This window comes from Rhodococcus rhodochrous (assembly GCF_900187265.1).
GTDB lineage: Bacteria > Actinomycetota > Actinomycetes > Mycobacteriales > Mycobacteriaceae > Rhodococcus > Rhodococcus rhodochrous.
The window spans coordinates 3,511,325-3,535,515 of record NZ_LT906450.1 but is presented as its reverse complement, the minus strand read 5'-3'; the positions used below and the strand labels follow the sequence as shown (position 1 = coordinate 3,535,515).

Sequence of the window (24,191 nt, the reverse complement as noted above, 5' to 3'; positions counted from 1 at the left end):
AACATGTTCCGCGACGGGGTGAGCTGTGGTCCTCACCACACCGAGTGATCTCACCGGTGGGCTGCGCTGTCGGCGGTCGCTGTCATGATGGAGGCCATGTGTGCGGATGTGGTGGACGGTCTCGACCCCGAGCAGGCAGCAGCGGTACTCGCCCCACGCGGGCCGGTCTGCGTGCTCGCCGGCGCCGGTACCGGCAAGACCCGCACGATCACCCGCCGCATCGCCCATCTCGTCTCCGCCGGTCACGTCTCCGCGAGCCAGGTCCTCGCCGTCACCTTCACCGCCCGCGCGGCAGGGGAGATGCGTTCCCGCCTGCGCGCCCTGGGCATCGGTGGCGACGGCACGCAGGTGCAGGCCCGCACCTTCCACGCCGCTGCGCTGCGGCAGCTGCGGTACTTCTGGCCGCAGGTGGTCGGCGACACGCCGTGGCAACTGCTCGATCGCAAGTTCGCGGCGGTCTCGCAGGCGGCGCACCGGTGCGGCTTCCCGACCGACACCGACACCGTGCGCGACCTGCTGTCCGAGATCGAATGGTCGAAGGGCACGCTCGTCGCGCCCGAGGACTATCCCGCCGCGGCCGCCCGCGCCCACCGCACCCCACCGGCCGATCCCGAGCGGGTCGCGCGCGTCTACGAGACGTACGAGCAGCTCAAGACCCGGTCGGGCGACGGGATGTATCTCGACTTCGACGACCTGCTGCTGCACACCGCCGCGGCCCTCGAGGACAACCTCGCGGTGGCCGAGGAGTTCCGCGACCGCTACCGCTGCTTCGTCGTCGACGAGTACCAGGATGTGACGCCGCTGCAGCAGCGCGTGCTCGACGCGTGGCTCGGCGAGCGCGACGACCTCACGGTGGTCGGCGACGCCAACCAGACCATCTACTCGTTCACGGGCGCCACCCCGAAGCACCTGCTCGACTTCTCCCGCCGGTTCCCCGACGCCACGGTCGTGCGCCTCGAACGCGACTACCGCTCCACGCCGGAGGTGGTCGACCTCGCCAACCGCGTGATCGGAGCGGCGCGGGGCCGCATCGCCGGCACCCGGCTCAAGCTCGTCGGTCAGCGTCCGTCCGGGCCGGAGCCCACCTTCGCCGAGTTCGACGACGAGCCCGCCGAAGCGCAGGCGGTCGCCAAGGCCGTCGCGAAGCTGATGGGCAAGGGGGTCCCGGCGGCCGAGATCGCGGTGCTCTACCGCATCAACGCTCAGTCCGAGGCCTACGAGCAGGCGTTCACGCAGGCGGGTATCCCGTACCAGGTGCGCGGCGGTGAAGGTTTCTTCAACCGCGCCGAGGTCCGGCAGGCGGTCAACGCCCTGCGTCAGGTGGGTACGCGCGACGACCTGCCGGAGGATGCCGGTCGCGGTGCCGGGCTGCTCAGCCTCGTCCGGGCCACCTTGGTGCCGCTGGGTCTGACCGACACCGAACCGGTGGGTGCGCAGGCACGCGAGCGCTGGGCGTCGCTCGTCGCGCTCGTGCAGCTCACCGAGGAACTGCTCGAGCACGAACCCGCCCTCGATCTGCAGGGGCTGTTGCGCGATCTCGCGGCCCGTGCCGAGGCGCGCCAGCCACCGACGGTCCAGGGCGTCACCCTCGCGTCGCTGCACGCGGCGAAGGGCCTCGAATGGGATGCCGTCTTCCTCGTCGGCCTCACCGACGGAACCCTGCCGATCACCCATGTCACCGGCGACAAGGACACCCCGCCCGACGAGGCAGGCATCGAGGAGGAACGGCGGCTGCTCTATGTCGGTGTCACCCGAGCCCGCGTGCACCTGCAACTGTCGTGGGCGTTGTCCCGCACGGCGGGCGGACGTCGGTCGCGGCGACGCTCTCGATTCCTTCACGGGCTCATCCCCGACAGTTCACCCGCGTCGAAGATCGCCGAACCGGCCTCCCCGCGGAAGAAGCGCCCGCAGTGCCGTGTCTGCGGTAAGCCGCTCATGGGCACCACCTCGACCATGCTCGGCCGCTGTGAGGGCTGCCCGTCCGATCTCGACGAGAATCTGCTGGTCGCGCTCAAGGAATGGCGCCGGGAGCGTTCGAAGGAGATGAAGGTTCCGGCCTACGTCGTCTTCAGCGACAACACCCTCGTTGCGATCGCCGAACAACAGCCGCGCGACGATCGTGCGCTGGTCGCCATCCCGGGGATCGGGGCGAAGAAGCTCGAGCAGTACGGCGCCGACGTGCTCGCCCTCGTGCGGGGGGAGCGCACCGTCGACACCCTCGACCTCTAGCGCACCGTCGACACCCTCGACCTCTGACGACTACCCGACCGTGTTCACTCGGCGCACAGGCAGAAGTAGTGTCCGGCCGGGTCGCGGAACACCCGGAAGGTGCTCTTGTTCGAGCCGTCGTCGGCGCGCAGCGCGTCGAGTCCGAGGACGAGGCGTTCGGCCTCGTCGAGGTCGGGCACGTGGAAGTCGAGATGGGCGTGCACCCCGTCCGCGGGCCAGTGACGCGGCGTGAAGTCGGGATCGCGCTGGAACGCGAGGGCGGTCGAGTCGTCACGCGCCAGTTCGACCCAGTCCTCCCGGTCGTCGGTGATCGTCCATCCGAGCAATCGGCGGTAGAAGTCGGCGAGCGCGCGGGGATCCGGACAGTCGAGGACGGGCAGGAATCTCGTGGTCGCGAGGGACATGCCCTCCGACTGTAGTGCGGGGACGAAGAACGCGGCACGAAACCGCAGGTAGAAAATAACTTGTGCCGATCGTGCTCACGAATCTAGTCTGGATGACGATGTCACGGGAGACGGTCCGTGCGCGACGAGAAAGTGAGGTGGCCCCGATGCTCGGCTTCGATGCTTTTGCAGCGGCAGCGGCCCCTCGTGTCGCTGGGGCCGCCGCTACCGCTCGCACCGCCACATTTGTGGCACCCGCAGTGGCAGCCGCGCCGCGTGCACGCCGACGTGTGTACGCCGCCGCCGTCTCGTCCGTGGTCGGAAGTCGATCGGGAACTGTTTCCCGGTAGACCTTTCGTCTCCTCCAGGCCACGGACCCCGCCCAGCGGACCGTGGCCTTTCTCGTTCTCCGGCCGGGTTCGCATCGCATTCCACCGAACCAACGAAGGAGCTCACGTGCCGAGCGAATACCCGTCGAGCCTGTCGAACCGAACGGAAGGAGACGAGATGCGTCGTACCGACATCCTGTCGCGCAGCGACACTTTCGCGGTCTCCCGCAACGACCGCGACCGCGACACCCTGCCGTGCCACGACAACGACCCCGACCTGTGGTTCGCCGAGACCCCGGCCGATCTCGAGTACGCCAAGACGCTGTGTGCGGGCTGCCCGGTGCGTGCCCAGTGTCTCGACGCCGCTCTCGAGCGAGAGGAACCCTGGGGCGTGTGGGGCGGGGAGATCATCGACCGTGGTGTCGTCGTGGCCCGCAAGCGGCCGCGGGGCCGGCCGCGGAAGAATCCGCTGCCCGAACCCCGCAAAGAACTGGTCTGTGCGTGAATACGGTTGCCCGGCTTCGTCACTCCTCGACGAAGCCGGGTAGCCATTCACTGAGGATGCGCATGTACGGTGCCTCGGCGTCGAGCTGAGCGCAGATGCCGACCGAGCCGAGCAGGACCCGGAACACACTCACGTACTCGGGCGGAAGATTCAGCGTCCGAGCCGTCTTGAAGGTCGAACTCGAGAAGTCCGTGGCCGTGCCCGCCACCCGCTGCAGCCATGTGCGGGTGAAGTGGAACGACTCGGTGTGGATCGGGTCGGTGAACGGCCGGAGGTAGTCGGCGATCTCCTCGTCGGTGACCGTGCGGCCGGGCAGGACGAACTTGTTGTCGTAGAGCAGCCGGGTGAGTTCGTCGAAACGTTCCTCGAGGGCCAGTCGGACCATCCGTCCGAGCACCGGCGGGAAGCCGTCGGGCATCGACGCCGTGGCCCCGAAGTCGATGACTCCGAGACGGCCGTCGTCGAGAAGCATGAAATTGCCCGGATGCGGGTCGCTGTGGAGCAGACCGGCACGCGCGGGCGAACAGAAATGGAACTCCGCGAGCAGCGCACCGGCCCGGTTGCGCTGCTCCCGCGTACCACCGCTGATGATCGCAGACAGCGGAGTGGCCGAAAGCCATTCGGTCACAACGACTTTCGGGGCGCTCGCGACGACACGCGGGATCACGAACTTCTCGTCGTCGGCAAAGGCCTTCGCGAAGGCCCGCTGGTTGTCGGCCTCGATCCGGTAGTCGAGCTCTTCCTCGGTGCGTGCGGACAACTCGTCGAGCAGCGCACGCACATCGGCACCCGGCATCATCGTGGCGAACAATCCGGCGAACCGGGACAGCGTGCGCATGTCGGCGCGCAGAGCCTCGTCGGCGCCCGGGTACTGGACCTTCACCGCGACCTCGCGTCCGTCCGACCACACGGCCCGGTGCACCTGGCCGATACTGGCCGACGCGACGGGCACGTCGTCGAACGACTCGAAGCGCTCACGCCACTTCGTGCCGAGCTGCTGGTCGAGCACGCGGTGCACGGCCCGGGCTGGCAGGGGAGGGGCCTCCGCCTGCAGTTTGGTGAGCGCCTCCCGATACGGCTCGGCGAACTCCTCCGGGACGGCGGCTTCCATCACGCTCAGGGCCTGGCCGAACTTCATGGCGCCGCCCTTGAGTTCGCCCAACACACTGAACAACTGTTCGGCGGCCTTCGCCGTCATCTCGGCGTCGATCTCCTCCCGATCTCCACCGGCGAGTCGACGGCCGAAACCGACGGCCGCGCGCCCGGCGATTCCCAGAGGAATGCTCGCGAGCTTGGCAGTGCGGGACGAGCTTCTGCGAGGGATGTCTGGCACGCCCCCCATCATGCCTGACCGACCCGAGCGATGGCCGAGCAGTCGCACCGGGGGTGACGGAACCATCGGCGCGTGACGATGCGGTGGGTTCGCAGGTCCAGTTCGAGTGTGCGGTCGACCGCCGGGGTCACGGACGGATCTGCGGAGAGGAACGCCTCGATCTGGCCGACGGCCATCGCCGCGGTCGCCGACGTCACCGCCCTGCCGGCGTGGCCCTGCCGCCCGTACAGCTGACTCGCCAGTCGCGGCCAGGACGGATCGAGATCGGCCCGCACGAGATCGGCGCAGCGCAGACAACTGCTCCGGCCGGGGAGTACGAACGGGCCGACGATGCCGCGTCCGTCCCTGATTCGCACCGCGAGATGGGGGATACCGGCCCGCACGAGCATGTTCACGAGGTGGGGGTCGGGCACCTGCCCGTCGGCGAGGACGACACAGTCGGCCGGGCCCTGCGGTTCGTCACCGGACGACGAGCGCACCCACCGCACATCCCATACCGGGAGATCCTCGACGATCGCCGAAGCGAGCGGACCCGAGCCGTGGACCCGCACCCGCCGCGGTCGCGCCGGACCGGGCGACGCGGGGACCTGCCGGACCGCACCCGTCGCGGTGAGCTCGTCGAGCACCTGCCGGACCCGTCCGGACGGAAGCCCGCGCTCGGCCGCGACGTCCAGCACCTCGTCGAGGGTGAGCCGGCCGTCGAGCAGCCGGACGAGAACGCCGAGGTCGAAGCTGTCCATGCCCTCGGGTGGCAGGACGACGGTCGCGGTGCCGGGACCCCAGCCGAGCTGGAGCGAGCCGTCGGACCGTTCGAGCACGGCCAGTTCCGGATCGACCCGGAGAACCGCAGCCTCGGGCGACGCGGGATTCGTGGTCGTCTCGCGCGATGCGGTGATCATGGAGACAGACTGACAGCACCCGCGCGCGTGGACGGCTCACGAGGAGCAGTTGTCCACAGGCGCGGGTGCCTCTATCGGGTCGTTCTAGGGGGTGCTGTCGTCCCCGGGCCGGTCCTCGTCGGATCCGTCCTCGGCGGCGCGATCGCGTTCGGCCTGCTCCCGTTCCATGGTCGCCTGAAGCTGGGCGATCGGATCCTCGAAGGCTCCGGTGCCACCGCCGATCACACGGTCGACGAAGGCCGTCGGGTTGTCGAGATCCGACGAGTCCGGCAGCAGGTCGGGATGCGCCCACACGTGGTCGCGGGCCTCGGTGCCGGCGTCGGTGGTGAGGCGTCGCCACAGGGCAGCGGCCTCGCGCACCTTCCGGGGCCGGAGCTCGAGGCCGACGAGCGTGGCGAAGGTCTGCTCGGCCGGCCCGCCCGTGGCGCGGCGACGGCGCAGGGTCTCGGTCAGGGCCGAGGCACCCGGGAGCCGCTCGCCGAGCGCGTCGGCGACGACCGTCTCGACCCAGCCCTCGACGAGCGCGAGCATCGTCTCGAGTCGTTCGAGTGCGGCCTTCTGCTCCGGGGTGGTCTGGGGTTCGAACGCACCCTGCTTGAGGATCTCCTCGAGCTTGGACGGGTCGGTGAGTGCCGACGGGTCGAGTCCCTGCGCGAGATCCTCGATCGACGACATGTCCATGCGGATGCCGCGTGCGTACTCCTCGACGGTCGCCAGCATCCGCTGACGCAGCCACGGCACGTGGCTGTAGAGGCGCTGGTGGGCGGCCTCGCGTGCGGCGAGGAAGACGAGCACCTCCTGAGCGGGCTGCTCGAGTCCTTCACCGAAGCTCTCGACCGCGGCCGGCAGGAGAGCGGCGGTGCCCTCCGGGCCGAGGGGGAGACCGATGTCGGTGGAGGTGAGCACTTCCTTCGACAACTGGCCGAGGGCCTGGCCGAGCTGGGAGCCGAAAGCAACCCCACCCATCTGTGAGAACATTCCGAGCATGGGCCCGGCCATCGCACGGGCCTCCTCGGGCAGACCGTTCAGCATCATGCCGTTGACCTGCTCGGCAATCGGATCGCACAGGCGCTTCCACGTCTCGAGGGTGTTGTCGAGCCAGTCGACGGGCGTCCACGCCACGACCTTCGACGCACCCGCGGGCAGCGTGGTGGCCGCGTCGAGCCACAGTTCCGCGAGGCGCGCGGCGTCCGTCACGGCGTCGGCGGTACGGGGCGAGACCGGGTCGACGGACCCGATCTGCTGACGTGCGAGCTTCGTCGCGATGTCGTAGTTGACCGGACCCGAGCCGCCGCCGGAACCCATGGCGCTGCCCATACCGGCGAGCATCTGGCCGAACTGGCTGAGCATCTGACCGAACTGCGCGGGATCGAAGCCCTGACCGCCGAACGGGTTGTCGCTCCCACCGCTGCCGGGGAGTCCGAATCCGAAGGGCATGCCGCCACCGGCGCCGCCGCTACCGGAACCCTCGTCCTTCCTGCGGTCGGGGTCGTCGTCGGGATTCGAGAATCCGAAGGGCGTGTCGCTCATGTATCCAACGGTACAAGGCGTCCAGGGCGGGGACCGGCATCGTGGTCACGCTCATGGCGAACACGACACGGTCGTGGTGTGAAGGGGGTGGTCGGGCGACCGCTACCCTGGCCGGGTGAATCGTCGCTACGTCCTGCCGCTCGCGCTCGTGCTCCCGATCCTCGTCATCGTGGTCGTGGCGTTCAACGTCCGGGCGCCGTACGTGGCGCTCGGCCCCGGCCCCGTCTTCGACACGCTCGGTGAGATCGAAGGCACCCCGGTCGTCGCGCTCGAGGGAATCGAGGCGGACGAGACCGAGGGCAGTCTGTTCATGACGACTGTCGGGGTCACCGACAATCTCACCCTCGCGCAGACCTTCACCGCCTGGATCAGCGGGCGCTACGGCGTCGCGCCGCGCGAGCAGGTCTACCCACCCGACCGCAGCAAGGACGAGGTGCAGGCCGTCGACCAGGCGCAGTTCGCCCAGTCGGAGCGGTCCGCCGAACTCGCCGCCCTGCACTATCTCGACCTGCCGGTGACCCTGCGAATTGCCGAGGTGGGCCAGGACGCCCCTGCCGCCGGGTTGCTCGAGGCGGGCGACCGGATCGTCGCCGTCGGCGGCGAGGAGATGCGCACGGCCGGCCAGGTCCAGCGCGCGGTCGGCGACGTGCCGCCCGGTGAGTCGGTGGACGTCACCGTCCGGCGCGGCGATGCCGAGGAATCGTTCGACGTTCCCGTCGGTTCCCGGCCCGGCGACCCGGACAAGGGCTTCCTGGGCATCGCCACCGAGGAGGTTCCCGAGGTGCCCTTCGAGGTCACCTTCAACCTCGCCGACATCGGCGGACCGTCCGCCGGCCTGATGTTCAGTCTGGCCGTGGTGGACAAGCTCAGCCCTGGCCTGCTCAACGGCGGCCTGGACGTCGCCGGTACCGGCACCATCGACTCGGACGGGATGGTCGGGCCGATCGGCGGGATCACCCACAAGCTCACCGCGGCGTCGGAGGACGGCGCGACCGTCTTCCTGGTGCCCGCCGAGAACTGCGCGGAGGCGCAGAGCGGCGCCCCCGAGGGTGTGCAGCTCGTGAAGGTCGAGACGCTCGAGGGTGCGATCGACGCGCTGGCAGCGATCGCGGACGGACGCGACGCGCCCGCCTGCAGCTGATCCCACCCGCCGCACGGGGGATCGGCAGCGCGGTGATCGCCCTCTCAGGTGATCGCCCTCTCAGTAGTCGTCGTCGCTTGCCTCGAGGGTCGCGTACAACGCAGCCACGACGTGCGGGGCGAGGTTGTCGTAGGTCCGCAGTTCAGCGCCCGCGAACGGATCGTCGTCGTCGAGGGGACGCAACTGCAGGAGTGAGAGCGACGGCCCGTCGCGCAGGACCGCGGAGATGAGGCGGGCGGCGCGTCGTTCCGGGTGACTGTGCGCTGCGAGCCGGGCCGCCTCGTCCGCCGCGTGGGCGTCGGCGAGCAACGGCGTGAAGGCGTCGTCGAGTTCGTTCTCGGCGCTCGGCGGCAGCACGACCACCTCCTGCACGAGCGCGCACCCGGCAACCGATCCGGGCCAGGTGGTCGTGGCGAGGAACTCCTCGAGTGCGGGACTGCCGCCCTCGACGTCGTCGGGGAGGGATTCCTGCGCGATCGGGGTGTACTCGTGTCCTTCGTCGAGTTGGTCGGCGAGGGCGGGTTCGGCGGCTGCGAGAAGCACGGTCGGGACGAGCGCGAACATGACGGGAGGGCGGTCCCAACCCTCCGCGTCCGCGAAATCGATGATCTCGTGGACGGCGCGCGCGAGTCCTTGTTCGGAAGGTACGGGAAGACGTTGGTTCACCGGCCTATCCTGGCACCCGTACGCGGGTGTGCGCTGCCGGACCTGCGTCGTGCGACCCCCGGTACGAGGATTCCGTAGAGTGGGGCGAAACGGGCACTCCGTGAGAACGAGGCGTGCTCGCACGCGTTCGTCGAGCGCGAGATGTACAGATGCGGTGCGATCGCGCCGCCGGACGAGTTGGGAGCGTGGCACGTGGGCATGAGGCCCCCGACCGGAGTACCTACATTGTCGAAGCGGAGCAGAGTTCTGCTGATCCTGGCAGTGGTGGCCGCAGTGCTGCTCCTGCTCGGACCACGGTTGGTGGACACCTACACCAACTGGCTCTGGTTCGGCGAGGTCGACTTCCGGGACGTATACGTCAAAGTTCTCCTGACCCGGATCGCACTGTTCCTGGTGGTCGGGTTGTTCATCGGCGGTGTCGTCTGGCTGACGATGCTGCTCGCCTACCGGTCGCGCCCGGTCTTCGTGCCGACCACCGGACCCAACGATCCGGTGGCGCGCTACCGCACCACGGTGATGACGCGCATGCGCGCCTTCGGGATCGGTATCCCGGTCGTGCTCGGTGTGCTCTCCGGTCTGGTCGCCCAGGCCGGCTGGGTCACCGTGCAGATGTTCTTCAACGGCGGCGACTTCGGCACCACCGATCCGCAGTTCGGTCTCGACGTGGGCTTCTACGCCTTCGACCTGCCGTTCTACCGTTTCGTGCTCAACTGGTTCTTCGTCGCGATCGTGCTCGGGTTCATCGCGAACCTCGTCACCCACTACATCTTCGGCGGCATCCGCCTCGCCGGTCGCGGTGGAAGCATGTCGACGGCCTCGCGTGTGCAGCTCGCCGGCCTGTTCGTCGCGTTCAAGGCGGTCGCCTACTGGCTCGACCGGTACGAACTGCTGTGGAGCAGCCGCAAGGAACCCACCTTCACCGGTGGTGGCTTCACCGATATCAACGCGGTGTTGCCGGCCAAGCTCATCCTGCTCGCGATCGCCGTCATCTGCGCGATCGCGTTCTTCGCCGCGATCTTCCTGCGCGACCTGCGGATCCCCGCACTCGCGACGGCACTGCTCGTGCTCTCGTCGATCCTCGTCGGCGCGGTGTACCCGCTCATGGTCGAGCAGTTCTCGGTGCGCCCGAACGCTGCCGACAAGGAGAGCGAGTACATCGAGCGCAACATCGCCGCGACCCGCGAGGCGTACGGCATCACCGACGACAAGGTGGCGTACGAGGACTACCCGGGTGTGGGCACCACCTCGCCCGAGAACATCCCGGCCGACATCACCACGATCGCGAACGCCCGCCTGCTCGACCCGAACGTGCTTCCCCGCACGTTCACGCAGCAGACGCAGCTGAAGAACTTCTACGGTTACCCCGAGTCGCTCGACATCGACCGGTACGAGCTCGACGGTCGTATGGAGGACTACATCGTCGCGGCACGTGAGCTCTCGCCGACGAGCCTGACCGGCAACCAGACCGACTGGATCAACCGGCACACCGTGTACACGCACGGCAACGGTCTCGTCGCGGCGCCCGCCAACCGCGTGAACGCCGCCGCGAGCGCCTCGGCGGAGGAGGCCGCCAACAGCAACAGCGGTTATCCCGTCTACTTCGTCAGCGACCTGGCGTCGCTCGCCGCGGAGAACCAGGTCATCCCCGTCGAGCAGCCCCGCATCTACTACGGCGAGGTCATCGCCGAAGCCGATCCGGACTACGCGATCGTCGGTAACAGTGCCGATTCGTCCGGACCGCGTGAGTACGACACCGACACCGAGAAGTACACCTACACCGGTACGGGTGGTGTCGACATCGGCAACTGGTTCAACCGCCTCGCCTTCGCCGCGAAGTACGGCGAACGCAACATCCTGTTCTCGAGCGCCATCGGCAGCGACTCGAAGATCCTGTTCAACCGCGACCCGCGTGAGCGCGTGACGAAGGTCGCGCCGTGGCTGACGGCCGACGGCGACGCCTATCCGGCGGCGATCGACGGCCGCATCAAGTGGGTCGTCGACGCGTACACCACGCTCGACTACTACCCGTACGCGCAGCGCGCGTCGCTCGAGGGCCTCGTCGAGGACAGCATCGACCAGAACACCGGTCGCCTGCTGCCCCGCAAGGAGGTCTCGTACATCCGCAACTCGGTCAAGGCGACGGTCGATGCCTACGACGGCACGGTCACGCTCTACCAGGTCGACGATGAAGACCCGGTCCTGAAGGCGTGGATGGGTGTCTTCCCCGATGCGGTGACCCCGCAGGACCAGATCTCCGACGAGCTGCGGGCGCACTTCCGGTACCCGGAGGATCTGTTCAAGGTGCAGCGCGAGATGCTCGCCAAGTACCACGTCGACGACCCGCGCGAGTTCTTCACGAACAACGCGTTCTGGTCGGTACCGGCGGACCCGACGGTCGACACCAGCGCGAACCAGCCGCCCTACTACCTGCTCATGGGCGATCGTGAAACGGCGGATCCCCGGTTCCGTCTGACCTCGGCGATGGTGGGTTACAACCGGCAGTTCCTGTCGGCGTACATCTCGGTCGAATCCGATCCGGAGAACTACGGGAAGTTCACGATCCTGCAGCTGCCGACGGATACGCAGACCTTCGGTCCGGAGCAGACGCAGAACGCGATGATCTCCGACACCCGAGTGGCTTCGGAACGGACCCTGCTCGAACGGTCCAACCGGATCCAGTACGGCAACCTGCTCACCCTGCCCATCGCGGACGGCGGCATCCTGTACGTCCAGCCGATGTACACCGAGCGCAACGCGACGGCGGGCAGCACGTCGACCTTCCCGCAGCTGTCGCGCGTGCTCGTCAGCTACCGGGAGCCGGGTGCCAGCGGTGGCGTCCGGATCGGTTACGCACCGACTCTCGCCGGTGCGCTCGACCAGGTGTTCGGTCCCGGCGTCGGCGACGCGGCCACCGCTCCCGGTGGCGAGGCGCTGCCCACCGCCGAGGTCGAGGACGAGACGCGGGGCGAGGTGATCGAGGGCACCACGGACGAGAACCAGCCTTCCGATCAGCAGCAACAGCAGCCCACCTCGCCGGCGCCGACGACTCCCGCGAATCGAGATGCCGCGGTGGCGGAGCTCGATTCGGCACTCGCGGAGCTGGCCAACGCTCAGACCAGCGGCGATTTCGAGGCCTACGGTCGGGCGCTGCGGCGGGTGCAGCAGGCCGTCGACGCCTACGAATCCACCGGCGGCTGATCCGGTAACGGAGATCGACACGACGAAGGCCCGCGGTTCGCACCGCGGGCCTTCGTCGTGTTCGTGGAGGCGGTCTGTGTCAGCGACCGGCCAGCGTGACGTCGACGATCTGTGCGAACTCGGCGCCGAAGCCGTACTGCTGGGCGAGCTGGTTCGCGGTATCGACGGCCTGGGTGACCTCGGCCGGCAGCTCGGGGGCAGCCGGAGCCGCAGGTGCCGGAGCCTCGGGTGCCGGTGCGGGCGCCTCGGGTGCGGCGGGAGCCGGCGCGGATTCGGTTGTCAGGTACTGACCGCAGACGGGCCACGCGCCGGGGCCCTGCGTCTGCAGGACGTTCTCGGCGACACGGATCTGCTCCGCCTTCGAGGCCTGGTCCGCGCGGCCGCTGCCGCCGTTGGCCTCCCATGTGCTCTGCGAGAACTGCAGGCCGCCGTAGTAGCCGTTGCCGGTGTTGATGGCCCAGTTGCCACCGCTCTCGCACTGGGCGACGCCGTCCCAGTTGTGCTGGGCGGCGGACGCGGTGCCGGTGGCGAGCGCGAACGGAACCGCGGCGAGTGCACCGGTGACGACGGCAGTGCGGAATGCACGCGTGCTGAAGTTGGTCATGCTGTGGAGTCCTTCCCGCGCTCGCGGAGCGCGACGGCCCTCGTCGATCTCGGTCGACGGAGAAATGTCTCCGTCCGGATCGGGGACCATGTCGGTTGCGTCCCTGCCCCTCGGGTCTTCGTAGGCACCGGATCCCGCGGGGCAGACTGGCGGCGACGGGCCGGTGGTGGCTCGGCTGTTTCGAGCCGGGACCGACAGTACAAAGCGCTCCGCGGCGCGTCATCCCCCCGCCGGGAGAGGTGCTTGTCCACCTGATGGGATGGAACGACTGAGTCTTCGCAGTTCAGGAAGGTGATAACGGGGGTCGATGCAAGATCGTTACACCTCCGTTATGTGGCGATAGTCATGGTGGAAATGTGAACCGGGACACCCCGGGGAGGTGCGATTCCGGTTGTCGTCGAGGCTCATCCGCGTCCGACGAGGCGATTTGCATTCCGTTTCCGTGCTCGTGTAGGTTCATTCATGCAACGCGGGGTGGAGCAGCTCGGTAGCTCGCTGGGCTCATAACCCAGAGGTCGCAGGTTCAAATCCTGTCCCCGCTACCACCACGAAGGCCGGTCGTCTCGGACGACCGGCCTTCGTTCATTCGAGGGGGTCACCCCCGAGCGGTGGTGTACCCCTTCTCGGGATTCTCGGGCAGATCCATCTCCACCAGCACCCGGCGCAGCAGCTTCCCGGTGGCGTTGCGCGGCAGCTCATCGAGGAAGACCACCTCGCGCGGAACCTTGTACCGGGCGAGATTCGACTTCACGAACGCCTTGATGTCCTCGGCGTCGCGGGAGGAGTCGGGGGAGGGGACCACGAAGGCTCGCAGCCGCTGCCCGAACTCGGGATCGGGGACACCCACCACGGCGGCGTCGAGTACGTCCTCCCGCTCGGCGAGCAGGTTCTCGACCTCGAGCGGATAGACGTTCTCGCCGCCGGAGACGATCATGTCGTCGTCGCGACCGTCGACGAAGAGCAGGCCGTTCTCGTCCCAGTGCCCGATGTCGCCGATCGACAGCAGCCCGTCGATGCGTTCCTTGTCGCGACCGTCGGTGTAGCCGGCGAAGGACAGGCCGCTCGAGACGAATATGCGGCCGGGGACGTGCGGTTCGGTGATGCGGTTGCCGTCGTCGTCGAACAGCACCACCCGACACGTCACGGGAGGGCGACCGGCCGTGCCGGGGGCCTGCCGGATGTCGTCGGGGGTCGCGACCGTCGCGACGGCGCATTCGGTGGAGCCGTACAGGTTGTAGAGCACGTGCCCGAACGCCTCCGTCGTCCGGCGACACACGTCGGGCGAGAGCGACGAACCCGCGGAGAAGACGATCTTCAGGCTCGAGGTGTCGTACTCGGCGATCTTCTCCGGTCCGAGGTCGAGGATCCGCTGCAGCATCGTCGGGACCACCACCAGCACGTTCGCTCCGTGCTGCTCGACGAGGCCCAGGGTGTCGACGGGGGAGAAGCGCCGCATCATCACCACGGTCTGACCCAGTGCGAGGGCGAGCGCGAACTGCGAGACGCCGGTGCCGTGGAAGGCCGGGGCGGCCATGAGCATCGTCTGCCCGGGGCGCAGCGGAACCCGGTCGAGGAACTGGGCCGACGCGAACGGCGACGTGCGGCCGCGCGGCGCGCCTTTCGGGGTGCCGGTGGTGCCGCTGGTGAGCAATACGAATCCACCGAAGACCTCCGGCGCGGGCAGGGACGAGCCGTCCAGCCCGTCGATCGACTGCTCCAGCGTCGGGATGCCGGGGACCTCGTCGTCCACCCAGGAGACGTACCGGCGCACGTCGTCGGGGAGCGCGGCTGCGACCTCGGCGAATTCGCTGTCGAAGACGAACGTCGAGACCTGTTCGCGCGCTGCGACATCGACGAGTTGCCGCGGCGCGAAACCGGTGTTCATCATCACCAGCCGCACACCGAGCTTGGCGGTGGCGAGCATCGTCAACACGAGACCGCGGTGATTGCGGGCCATGATGCCCATGACCGATCCCGGCTCCACGCCGGCGCGCTGCCACGCCCGCACGAGGGCATTGGAGCGGGCCTCGAGTTCCTTGTAGGTGACATCGCCGGCCTCGTCGATCAGGGCGACGGCGTCGAGACCGCGTTCGGCCTGTGCGTGCACGGCGCCGGCGAAGGGGCCGTACTTGTTGGCCGCCATGATCGTCCCGATGCTGTGGTCCACGCGCGGAAAGTGCAGCAGACCTGCGCGATGGAGTACCGCGAGTGATCCGAGGGTGTCCTTGACCTGGTCGATCGTGTCGTCGAGCGTGATCCGCCCACCCGTGATCCTGCCGAGAATGTCCTGACCGAGCATCCGTCCCCCTAGCTGTGTGTCGGCGTCAGCACACACAGTAGCCGTGACGTAGCTCACATTCCAGGCAATCTTCTCCGGATGATCTTCCTGGAACGGGTAGAGCCCTCGCCGCGCCTGCGGCGAGGGCTCGTCCCCCGATGGATCCTCCGACACGCCCGGTACCGTGCGCAGGCACCGGTCCCATCCCTCCGGCGCCCGCGGACGGACCCCATGCCCCGGGCGTTATTTCAGTTCGGAGGACGACTTTCCGAGCACCCGCCGAGCGACGATGAGCTGCTGGATCTGCTGGGTGCCCTCGAAGATGTCGAGAATCTTGGAATCGCGTGCCCACTTCTCGAGTAGCGGCCGCTGCGAATACCCGTAGGTTCCGGCGAGTTCGACGGCCTTGAGCGAGACCGCGGTGCCGGTGCGGCCGGCCTTCGCCTTCGACACCGACGCCTCGAGGGAGTTGGGCTTCTTGTTGTCGGCCATCCACGTCGCGCGCAGCGCGAGCAGGTAGGCGGCCTCCCAGTCGGCCTCGAGCGCGAGGAACTCGGCTGCCGCGGCGTGCTGGTTGTTGGCGGGGATGTCGTAGGAGACCTCGACGCCCGCCTCCTTCAGGATCGTGCGCAGCTCCTCGAGTACCGCACGACCGAGACCCACGGCCATGCCGGCCACGATCGGACGCGTGTTGTCGAAGGTCTGCATGACCCCGGCGAACCCCTTCTCGGTGTTCACCTCCGGGGAGCCGAGGATGTTGTCCTTCGGAATGCGGCAGTTGTCGAGCACGAGCACCGCGGTGTCGGATGCCTTGATGCCGAGCTTCTTCTCGAGACGCGCGACCGAGAGTCCGGGAGCCTCGCGCGGCACGACGAACGACTTGATCGCGGCGCGGCCCTTCGACCTGTCGACGGACGCCCACACGACGATGTGCGTGGAACGCTCACCGGCGGTGACGAAGATCTTCTCACCGTTGAGGACCCACTCGTCGCCGTCGAGCACGGCCGTGGTCGTCACGGCCGCCGAATCGGATCCGAAACCGGGCTCGGTGATCGCCATGGAGGCCCACACCTTGCCGAAGCGTTCGAGCTGCTCGTCGGTGGCCACCGCGGCGATCGCGGAATTGCCCAGGCCCTGGTAGGGGATCGACAGGGTCAGGCCGACGTCGCCCCAGCACGTCTCGATGACATTGAGGAGTCCGGCCATGTTGCCGCCGTTGGCATTTCCGGCGGGGCCGTCCTGCTTGGCCTTGCTGTCGCGGCCGAGTGTGGCACCCGCCGCGCCCTGGCCGGAGTCGTTGAGCCCTTCGACCATCGCGGCCATGGTGTCGAGTTCGACGGGGTACTCGTGCTCGGCGAGGTCGTACTTGCGGGAGATCGGCCGGAAGATCTGCGCGGCGACCTGATGGGCCTGGTTCGCGGAAGCCTTGAGCTTCCGGGGAAGTTCGAGATTGATCATCACAGGTTCCTTGTTCGGGTCGGGCCGATCAGACGAGGACGACGCCCTCGGCGACTCCGATTGCTCGCAGGTCGCGGTACCAACGTTCGACGGGGTGTTCCTTGGTGTAGCCGTGGCCGCCGAGCAGCTGGACGCCGTCGAGGCCGAACTGCATGCCCTTGTCGGTGGCGAGCTTGCGGGCCAGGGCCGCCTCGCGAGCGAACGACAGGCCCTGCTCGGCCCGCGACGCACCGCGCAGGGTGACCAGACGCAGACCGTCGAGCTCGATCTTGATGTTGGCTACCATGAACGCCACCGCCTGCCGGTGGCTGATGGGCTCGCCGAACGCCTCGCGCTCGTTGACGTAGGGGACCACGTAGTCGAGCACGGCCTGACCGGTGCCCATCGCCAGAGCTGCCCAGCCCAGGCGCGACAGGCGCACGGCGTCGGCGTACTGCTCGGCGCGGACGTCGGCGTCGTCGTCGCCGAGGCGTGCCGATTCCGGCACCGCGACGTCCTCGAGCAGAAGGCGGCCCAGTCCGGCGGCGCGCAGGCCCATGCCCGGATCGGCCTCGATCACGACGCCCTTGCTCTTCGCCTCGACGAGGAAGAGGGACGGCTTACCGTCGAGTTCGGCTGCCACGACGAACAGTTCGGCGCTGCCCGCCGCCGGGACGAACGACTTCACGCCGTTGAGCCGGTAGCCGCTGGGGGAGCGCACCGCCTTGGTCTGCAACGCGAAGGGATCGAACAGGGCGCGCGGCTCGGCGATGACGACCGACGCCTGGGGGACATCGTCGCCGGCGAAGGCCGGCAGGTAGGTCTTCTGTTGGTCCTCGGTGCCCCACTGTGTGAGAGCCACGGCCACACCGCTCGGCGCGAGGATCGGCAGGGCCAGGCCCATGTCGCCGTGCGCGAGGGCCTCGGCGACCAACACGTTGGTGACCACGCCGCGCTCGTCGGCGGCGCCGTCGAACGCCTCGGGCACGTTGACCATGGTGATGCCGAGTTCGGCTGCGCGCGCGAGCAGATCGGCCGGGGCCGCGGCGGCCTCGTCGGCGTCGTGCGCGGCGGGCCGCAGGATCTCGGCGGCGAACTCACGCACCGTCTCCGTGATCATCTGCTGATCGTCGGTGGGGGTGAGATCGAAGAAGTCGGCGTTCTTCGCGGTGGCGAGACGCTGCGGGCCGCTCGCGCCGCCGGACATCTTCTTGAAGGTGCGCGTGGCGGCGCCGAGGGTCTTGAAGCCGGTCTTCGTGGACTGGTACGTGATCCGGTCGATCGTCTCGCGGATCTTGTACCGGTCGGCCAGTTCGGAACCCGTGATCCGGGTGAGCACGCGCATGGCAGCACCCATGGCGTCGCGTTTGATCGGATTGAGGCCGACGGCGGACGTGTCGCGAGGCGTGTGGCGGGCCACGCTGTCTTGCTTGCTCATGATCACCATAAGTCTCTCGATGCGGCAGCGGACACTCCCGATCTTACTTCCGAGTAAGGTCACTGTCTACCGCGCAGTAAGTTCCGCCGTGGACGCGTGTCGCCAGCATCGTCCGTCGTGTCGCGAGCACGAGTTGACTCTCACACCGTGTGAGGTCGCAGACTCGGCGCCATGACCGACACCACCAGGTTGATGTCCATCGGAGAGTTCTCGTCCCTGACCCGGATCAGCGTGCGGATGCTGCGCCACTACGACTCGCACGGAGTGCTGATCCCCGCCGTGGTCGACGAGGTCAGCGGTTACCGCCGATACCTGCCCGAGCAGACCGCCGATGCCGCGCGCATCCGCCGTCTGCGCGACGTCGGCTTCGGCGTGTCCGCCATCGGGGCGCTACTGGCGACGGCCGGAACTCCCGCCTACACGCAGGCTCTGCGACTGCAGCGCCGCGTGTTGGAAGAGGAGCTCGAACTCGGCCGCATGCGACTGAGAGCCCTGGACCGCATGCTCGACGAGATACCGGAGGACACCATCATGACCCGAATCGAACTGACCGAGATTCCGCCGCAGACCTACGTCTGCCTCCGCGGCACCGTCGCCGACTACTCGGCCGAAGGGGAACTGTGGCAACGCTTCATGCCCGCACTGCAGGAGCAGGGCATCGTCCCGACCGGGCCCGGTGGATGCATCGAACACGACGGCGAGTTCCGCGAGTCGGACGTCGACGAATCCGTGTTCCTGCCGGTGGCGCCGGGAACCACGGCTCGCGAGCCGCTGACGGTCCACGAGTTCCCCGCACGCCGGGCGGTCGTCGCCACCGTGACCGGGCCGTACGCCGAATCGATCCCGCGTGCCCACGAGGCCATCGCCGCATTCCTGGCCGAACACGGCCTGTCCGCGGCGCGGGTCGACGACGACGTGGCCACCCACCACTTCAACGTCTATCTCGATGATCCGGGCGTCACGAACGAAGCCGACCTCGAGACCGCTGTGCATCTCCCGGTCCGCTGACGAACCCGGCCCCACGAGTGACCATCCGCGCGTGGGGCCGGCCACTCACTTCAGTCGACCGAGCACCTCGTCGTGCAGCGTGCCGTTGGTCGCGACCGCGCTGCCGCCGTGCGGACCGTCCGCACCCTCGAGGTTCGTGAACCGTCCACCGGCCTCGCGCACCAGCACGTCGAGCGCGGCCAGATCCCACAGTGACACCTCGGGTTCGAGCGCGATCTCGAGGGCGCCCTCGGCGAGCAGGCAGTAGGAGAAGAAGTCGCCGTAGGCGCGCACCCGCCACACGTCGTCGGTCAGGGCGACGAAACGATCACGGATGCCACGCTCGTGCCATCCGCTCAGGCTCGAGAAGCTCAGCGACGCCGACGCGAGGTCGGTCACCTCCGACACCGAGATGCGCCGGGGCTCGGCACCGTCGTGCGACACCCAGGCGCCGCCGTCCGCGGCCGCCCACCACCGACGGTTCAGTGCCGGGGCGCTGACCACGCCCACGACGGGCACGCCGTCCTCGAGGAGCGAGATCAGGCTCGCCCAGACCGGTACGCCACGCACGAAGTTCTTCGTGCCGTCGATCGGATCGACGACCCACTGCCGCCCGCGGAAGACCGCGTCGCCGCCGAACTCCTCGCCGAGCACCGCGTCGTCCGGTCGCTGCTCGCCGAGCATCTCGCGGATGGTGCGCTCGACGGCGAGGTCGGCGTCGGAGACCGGGCTCAGGTCCGGCTTGTCGTCCACCTTCAGGTCCAGCGCACCGAAGCGGTCGCGGGTGATGGCGTCGGACGCGTCGGCGAGTCGGAGGGCGAGGTCCAGGTCGGCGGTGTAGTCGGTGGTCATGACGGAAACGCTAGCCGCCGTCGCCCGGGGCCGAGCAGCTTGCCGCCCACTCCGGGGTCGGCGCGGTGCTCGACCCGCCCGGGGCACTGCCGTGTCGATCGCTGCCCACGGCGGGCCGGTTCGTCGCTCCGGTAACCTGTTGAATCGTGCATCCCGACGTTTCCGCAGCCCTGACCGAGCTCGACACGACCCTCCGCACCGTGGAGTCGGTCCTCGACGTCGAGGAGCTTCGACGGCGCATCGACGAACTCGAACACCAGGCCGCCGACCCCGAGCTGTGGAACGACCAGGACCACGCCCAGAAGGTCACCAGCGAACTGTCGCACGCACAGGGCGAGCTGCGCCGGGTCGAGGGCCTGCGCCAGCGGCTCGAGGATCTCCCGGTTCTGTACGAGCTCGCCGAGGGCGAGGAGGGCGAGGCCCGCACCGCCGCCCTGGCCGACGCCGAGGCCGAACGCGAGAGCCTGCGCGCCGACATCGAGGCGATGGAGGTGCGCACGCTGCTGTCCGGCGAGTACGACCAGCGCGACGCGCTCGTCAACATCCGCGCGGGCGCCGGTGGCGTCGACGCCGCCGACTGGGCCGAGATGCTCATGCGCATGTACATCCGCTGGGCCGACAAACACGGCTACGGCGTCGAGGTCTACGACACCTCCTACGCGGAAGAAGCCGGCATCAAGTCCGCCACCTTCGCCGTCAAGGCGCCCTACACCTACGGGACCCTGTCGGTCGAGATGGGCACGCACCGTCTCGTCCGCATCAGCCCCTTCGACAACCAGGGCCGCCGCCAGACCTCCTTCGCCGAGGTCGAGGTGCTGCCCGTCGTCGAGACCACCGACCACATCGACATCGACGAGAACGACGTCCGCGTCGACGTCTACCGCTCGTCCGGCCCGGGTGGCCAGTCGGTCAACACCACCGACTCCGCCGTGCGCCTGACGCACATCCCGACCGGCATCGTCGTCACCTGTCAGAACGAGAAGTCGCAGCTGCAGAACAAGGTCGCGGCCATGCGCGTCCTGCAGGCCAAGCTCCTCGAGCGCAAGCGCCAGGAGGAGCGCGCCGAGATGGATGCGCTCAAGGGCGACGGCGGCAGCTCGTGGGGCAACCAGATGCGCTCGTACGTGCTGCATCCCTACCAGATGGTCAAGGACCTGCGCACCGAGTACGAGGTCAACAACCCCTCGGCGGTGCTCGACGGCGACATCGACGGATTCCTCGAGGCCGGCATCCGCTGGCGTATGCGTGAAGAGCAGAAGTCGTGATCGGAAACAGGAGAGGGGCCTGTGCCGTTCCTTCCCGGAGCTAGACTGCTCGACTGGCTGTCGACGAGTGGGTTGCTGATCGCGCTCACCGTTCTGGGTGCTGTCCTCATCGCCCGGTTCATCTCGTGGATCGGTAGCCGCATCACGCGGCGCATCGACGATCGCTACACCCAGTCCGACGACCTCGTACGTTCCGAGGCGACGAAGCACCGCCACTCGGTCGCCCAGGTCGTCACGTGGATGGCGATCTCGTTCGTGTACATCGTCGCGACCCTGAAGGTGTTCGACTATCTCCAGCTACCCATCGGCAGCCTGGTCGCGCCGGCGACCGTGCTCGGCGCCGCGCTCGGCTTCGGTGCCCAGCGCATCGTGCAGGACATCCTCGCGGGCTTCTTCATCATCACCGAACGGCAGTACGGCTTCGGCGACACCGTGCAGATCTCCGTGACCGGTGCGTCCGAGGACGCGATCGGCACCGTCGAGGATGTCACGCTGCGCGTCACCCGGGTGCGCAGCACGGCGGGTGAGGTCATCACCGTCCCCAACGGGCAGATCAACAAGGCCGTCAACCTGTCGAAGGACTGGGCGCGCGCCGTCGTGGACGTGCCGATCCCGGTGACCGCCGACATCGCCGACGTCACCGAGATCCTGCGCGAACTGGGCGTCGCTGCGTACAAGGAACCCCGCTTGCGGGAGCTGCTGCTCGACCAGCCGAGCGTGATGGGTGTCGAGAGCCTCGAGGTGGATCAGCTCAGCGTCCGCATGGTCGCGCGCACGCTGCCCGGCAAGCAGTTCCAGGTGGGTCGTCTGCTGCGTGCACGGATCGCGCGGGCGCTGCGTGAACAGGGCATCACCGTCACGCCCCAGCTCGACACCGCCAGCGTGGTCGATCGGGTGGAGGCACAGTGACATCGGGTGGAGGGGCATCGGGTGGCGGTCCGGCGACCGAGCCGGAGGAGCCGCACCGCAGGCGCATCCCGTCACACCTCCTCGGTGGGCGGATCAGGACCACGACCTTCGCGTTGTGCACCCTGTGGCTCGCCCTGTGGGTGACCTACCTGTTCCTCAACCAGCCCGAGGACACCCCCGATGCGCCGTCGACCGCCGTGATCATCTCCGAGACGCCCTACGTGCCGTACGTGCCGCCGGCGACCACGGTTCCGCAGGAGGAGTTCGTGCCGGAGACCACCGACACGCCCTATCCGCCGACGACGGCGACCGGCGTGCCGGGCAGGGAACAGGGCGGGACGCCGTCGCAGGATGCCACGACGACAGCGCCCCCCACCGCGACGAACAGGCAGTTCCCGTTCGACCTGCCCACGATCCCCGGACTGAACGACCAGCAGGATCCGACGGTGACCGAGGACACCGACACTCCGTCGTCGTAGAGCGCCGACGAGCCGGTGCCGTAGGTCACCGTCCGGTAACGGTTAGCATGTCCACGTGATCCGGCTGGAGAATGTGTCCAAGTCCTACAAGACGTCCACGCGTCCCGCGCTCGAAGGGGTCTCGGTGCACGTCGAGAAGGGCGAGTTCGTCTTTCTCATCGGTCCCTCCGGATCCGGGAAGTCGACCTTCCTCCGGTTGCTCCTGCGTGAGGAGAAGCCCACCACCGGCGACATCCACGTGGCCGATTTCCACGTCAACCGGCTGCCGGCGCGTCGCGTACCGAAGCTGCGCCAGAATCTCGGATGCGTCTTCCAGGACTTCCGGTTGCTCCAGCGCAAGACGGTCGCCGAGAACATCTCGTTCGCCCTCGAGGTGATCGGTAAGCCGCGCGGAGTGATCGAACGGACGGTGCCGGAGGTTCTCGACCTGGTGGGACTGTCCGGCAAGGCCGACCGGTTGCCCGCCGAACTGTCCGGCGGCGAACAGCAGCGCGTCGCGATCGCGCGCGCGTTCGTCAACCGGCCGCTCGTGCTGATGGCCGACGAACCGACCGGCAACCTCGACCCGGAGACCAGCCAGGACATCATGCTGCTGCTCGAACGCATCAACCGCACGGGCACGACGGTGCTCATGGCGACCCACGACCACCACATCGTCGACTCGATGCGGCGACGGGTCGTCGAACTCGATCTCGGACGCGTCGTGCGCGACGAGGCACGCGGCGTCTACGGCGTCGGCCGCTAGATCCCGTCACCCGAGCATCCCCACCAGGCAACCGAAGGAATCCCACCCGATGCGTGCCAGCTTCCTGTTCAGCGAGGTCACCACCGGCCTGCGCCGCAACCTCACCATGACCATCGCGATGATCCTCACCACGGCGATCTCCCTCGCGCTGTTCGGTGCGGGGCTGCTCGTGGTCCAGATGGCGGGCAAGACGGAACGGATCTTCCTCGACCGGGTCGAGGTGCAGGTGTTCCTGACCGAGGACATCTCCTCGCTCGATCCGGAGTGCGAGCAGGATCTCTGCTCCGACCTGCGCAGCGACCTCGAGAGCACCGACGACGTGGTGTCGGTCCAGTACCTGAGCCGCGACGACGCCGTCCTCGACGCCACCGATCGTGTCTTCGCCGATCAGCCCGAACTCGCCGAACTCGTGAGTGCCGACAGCTTCCCCGCCTCCTTCAAGATCAAGATGTCCGATCCGGATCGATTCGCGGCGATCCAGGACGACTTCGGTACCAGGCCCGGCGTCGACAGCGTGCTCAACCAGCAGGATCTCGTCGAGCGTCTGTTCGGCGTGCTCGGCGGCATCCGCAACGGCGCGTTCGCCATCGCCACGATCCAGGCGATCGCGGCCGTGCTCCTGATCGCCAACATGGTGCAGATCGCGGCCTTCACCCGTCGCACCGAGGTCGGCATCATGCGGCTGGTCGGCGCGACCCGCTGGTACACGCAGCTGCCCTTCCTCCTCGAAGCGGTGATCGCCGCGATCGTGGGTGCCGCACTCGCCATCGGAGGCCTCTTCGTCGCCAAGAGCATGTTCGTCGACGACATGCTCACCGAGGTCTACGACGCGAACATCGTCGCCCGCATCACCGACAGCGACATCCTTCTGGTTTCGCCGTTCCTGGTCCTCATGGGTGTGGGAATGGCCGCTCTCACCTCGTATGTGACCTTGCGTCTGTACGTGCGTGAATAAGGTGTTGTGCGAGGTTCCTATGCTGGACG

The 24,191-nt window shown here is 68.4% G+C and carries 20 protein-coding genes and 1 tRNA gene; 11 read left to right on the top strand and 10 right to left on the bottom strand.

Annotation, left to right across the window (positions count from 1 at the left end; all coding sequences use genetic code 11):
* The first annotated feature begins 84 nt into the window (after window positions 1-84).
* Entirely contained in the window at window positions 85-2,229 is a 2,145-nt protein-coding gene (locus CKW34_RS16230) for an ATP-dependent DNA helicase UvrD2 (protein WP_059382216.1), read from the top strand.
* Between the two features lie 44 nt (window positions 2,230-2,273).
* Here CKW34_RS16230 and CKW34_RS16225 read toward each other — a convergent pair whose 3' ends face one another.
* On the bottom strand, window positions 2,274-2,633 hold the full coding sequence (locus CKW34_RS16225) for a VOC family protein (RefSeq protein ID WP_059382215.1): 360 nt from the start codon (window positions 2,631-2,633) through the stop codon (window positions 2,274-2,276).
* Window positions 2,634-3,119: 486 nt separating this feature from the next.
* Between CKW34_RS16225 and CKW34_RS16220 the strand changes: the two genes are divergently transcribed.
* Window positions 3,120-3,446, top strand: a complete 327-nt coding sequence (locus CKW34_RS16220) for a WhiB family transcriptional regulator (protein ID WP_226949854.1) — start codon at window positions 3,120-3,122, stop codon at window positions 3,444-3,446.
* A 19-nt stretch (window positions 3,447-3,465) separates the two neighbouring features.
* Here the strand turns inward: CKW34_RS16220 and CKW34_RS16215 are convergent, their stop codons facing one another.
* The 3 genes from CKW34_RS16215 to CKW34_RS16205 form a co-directional block, all read right to left on the bottom strand.
* Window positions 3,466-4,791, bottom strand: a complete 1,326-nt coding sequence (locus tag CKW34_RS16215) for an ABC1 kinase family protein (RefSeq protein WP_059382214.1) — start codon at window positions 4,789-4,791, stop codon at window positions 3,466-3,468.
* Window positions 4,788-5,678, bottom strand: coding sequence for a hypothetical protein (locus tag CKW34_RS16210; protein WP_059382213.1), 891 nt, complete (start codon window positions 5,676-5,678; stop codon window positions 4,788-4,790). The genes CKW34_RS16215 and CKW34_RS16210 overlap by 4 nt, the downstream gene beginning before the upstream one ends.
* Window positions 5,679-5,762: 84 nt before the next feature.
* Complete coding sequence (locus tag CKW34_RS16205) at window positions 5,763-7,208, bottom strand: zinc-dependent metalloprotease (protein WP_059382212.1); 1,446 nt, start codon at window positions 7,206-7,208, stop codon at window positions 5,763-5,765.
* Window positions 7,209-7,323: 115 nt separating this feature from the next.
* On the opposite strand from CKW34_RS16205, the gene CKW34_RS16200 reads away from it, so the two are divergent.
* Window positions 7,324-8,349, top strand: coding sequence for a YlbL family protein (locus tag CKW34_RS16200; protein ID WP_024101465.1), 1,026 nt, complete (start codon window positions 7,324-7,326; stop codon window positions 8,347-8,349).
* Between the two features lie 60 nt (window positions 8,350-8,409).
* Here the strand turns inward: CKW34_RS16200 and CKW34_RS16195 are convergent, their stop codons facing one another.
* The gene (locus CKW34_RS16195) at window positions 8,410-9,015 is read right to left on the bottom strand and encodes a PPA1309 family protein (protein ID WP_059382211.1); all 606 of its coding nucleotides are present in this window, start codon (window positions 9,013-9,015) and stop codon (window positions 8,410-8,412) included.
* A gap of 192 nt (window positions 9,016-9,207) precedes the next feature.
* On the opposite strand from CKW34_RS16195, the gene CKW34_RS16190 reads away from it, so the two are divergent.
* A complete protein-coding gene (locus CKW34_RS16190; protein ID WP_174479615.1) occupies window positions 9,208-12,213 on the top strand; it encodes a UPF0182 family protein in 3,006 nt (1,001 codons plus the stop codon).
* 79 nt (window positions 12,214-12,292) lie between these two features.
* On the opposite strand, the gene CKW34_RS16185 is transcribed toward CKW34_RS16190, so the two are convergent.
* Entirely contained in the window at window positions 12,293-12,817 is a 525-nt protein-coding gene (locus CKW34_RS16185) for a transglycosylase family protein (RefSeq protein WP_059382242.1), read from the bottom strand.
* A 468-nt stretch (window positions 12,818-13,285) separates the two neighbouring features.
* On the opposite strand from CKW34_RS16185, the gene CKW34_RS16180 reads away from it, so the two are divergent.
* A tRNA-Met gene (locus CKW34_RS16180) sits at window positions 13,286-13,362 on the top strand.
* Between the two features lie 50 nt (window positions 13,363-13,412).
* Here the strand turns inward: CKW34_RS16180 and CKW34_RS16175 are convergent.
* The 3 genes from CKW34_RS16175 to CKW34_RS16165 all read right to left on the bottom strand — a co-directional run bounded on the left by CKW34_RS16175 (window position 13,413) and on the right by CKW34_RS16165 (window position 17,976).
* On the bottom strand, window positions 13,413-15,116 hold the full coding sequence (locus tag CKW34_RS16175) for an acyl-CoA synthetase (RefSeq protein ID WP_059382209.1): 1,704 nt from the start codon (window positions 15,114-15,116) through the stop codon (window positions 13,413-13,415).
* A 222-nt stretch (window positions 15,117-15,338) separates the two neighbouring features.
* Window positions 15,339-16,553: an acyl-CoA dehydrogenase family protein gene (locus tag CKW34_RS16170; RefSeq protein ID WP_059382208.1), complete on the bottom strand. Its 1,215-nt coding sequence runs from the start codon at window positions 16,551-16,553 to the stop codon at window positions 15,339-15,341.
* Window positions 16,554-16,581: 28 nt separating this feature from the next.
* The gene (locus CKW34_RS16165; RefSeq protein ID WP_059382241.1) at window positions 16,582-17,976 is read right to left on the bottom strand and encodes an acyl-CoA dehydrogenase family protein; all 1,395 of its coding nucleotides are present in this window, start codon (window positions 17,974-17,976) and stop codon (window positions 16,582-16,584) included.
* 165 nt (window positions 17,977-18,141) lie between these two features.
* Here CKW34_RS16165 and CKW34_RS16160 point away from each other — a divergent pair, with 165 nt between their 5' ends.
* Entirely contained in the window at window positions 18,142-18,978 is an 837-nt protein-coding gene (locus CKW34_RS16160; RefSeq protein WP_059382207.1) for a MerR family transcriptional regulator, read from the top strand.
* Window positions 18,979-19,023: 45 nt separating this feature from the next.
* On the opposite strand, the gene hisN is transcribed toward CKW34_RS16160, so the two are convergent.
* Window positions 19,024-19,809: a histidinol-phosphatase gene (hisN, locus tag CKW34_RS16155; protein WP_059382206.1), complete on the bottom strand. Its 786-nt coding sequence runs from the start codon at window positions 19,807-19,809 to the stop codon at window positions 19,024-19,026.
* A 146-nt stretch (window positions 19,810-19,955) separates the two neighbouring features.
* On the opposite strand from hisN, the gene prfB reads away from it, so the two are divergent.
* The 5 genes from prfB to ftsX are packed head-to-tail and all read left to right on the top strand — an operon-like array spanning window position 19,956 to window position 24,162.
* Complete coding sequence (gene prfB / locus CKW34_RS16150) at window positions 19,956-21,074, top strand: peptide chain release factor 2 (protein WP_059382205.1); 1,119 nt, start codon at window positions 19,956-19,958, stop codon at window positions 21,072-21,074.
* A gap of 21 nt (window positions 21,075-21,095) precedes the next feature.
* Window positions 21,096-21,983 (top strand): mechanosensitive ion channel family protein, encoded by an 888-nt coding sequence (locus CKW34_RS16145; protein WP_226949853.1) that lies wholly within the window; start codon window positions 21,096-21,098, stop codon window positions 21,981-21,983.
* Window positions 21,980-22,462, top strand: coding sequence for a hypothetical protein (locus CKW34_RS16140; protein ID WP_059382204.1), 483 nt, complete (start codon window positions 21,980-21,982; stop codon window positions 22,460-22,462). Before CKW34_RS16145 ends, CKW34_RS16140 begins: the two co-directional genes overlap by 4 nt.
* Before the next feature lie 55 nt (window positions 22,463-22,517).
* A complete protein-coding gene (gene ftsE, locus CKW34_RS16135; RefSeq protein WP_006550350.1) occupies window positions 22,518-23,207 on the top strand; it encodes a cell division ATP-binding protein FtsE in 690 nt (229 codons plus the stop codon).
* Window positions 23,208-23,256: 49 nt separating this feature from the next.
* Entirely contained in the window at window positions 23,257-24,162 is a 906-nt protein-coding gene (gene ftsX / locus CKW34_RS16130; protein WP_059382203.1) for a permease-like cell division protein FtsX, read from the top strand.
* Window positions 24,163-24,191: the final 29 nt, after the last annotated feature.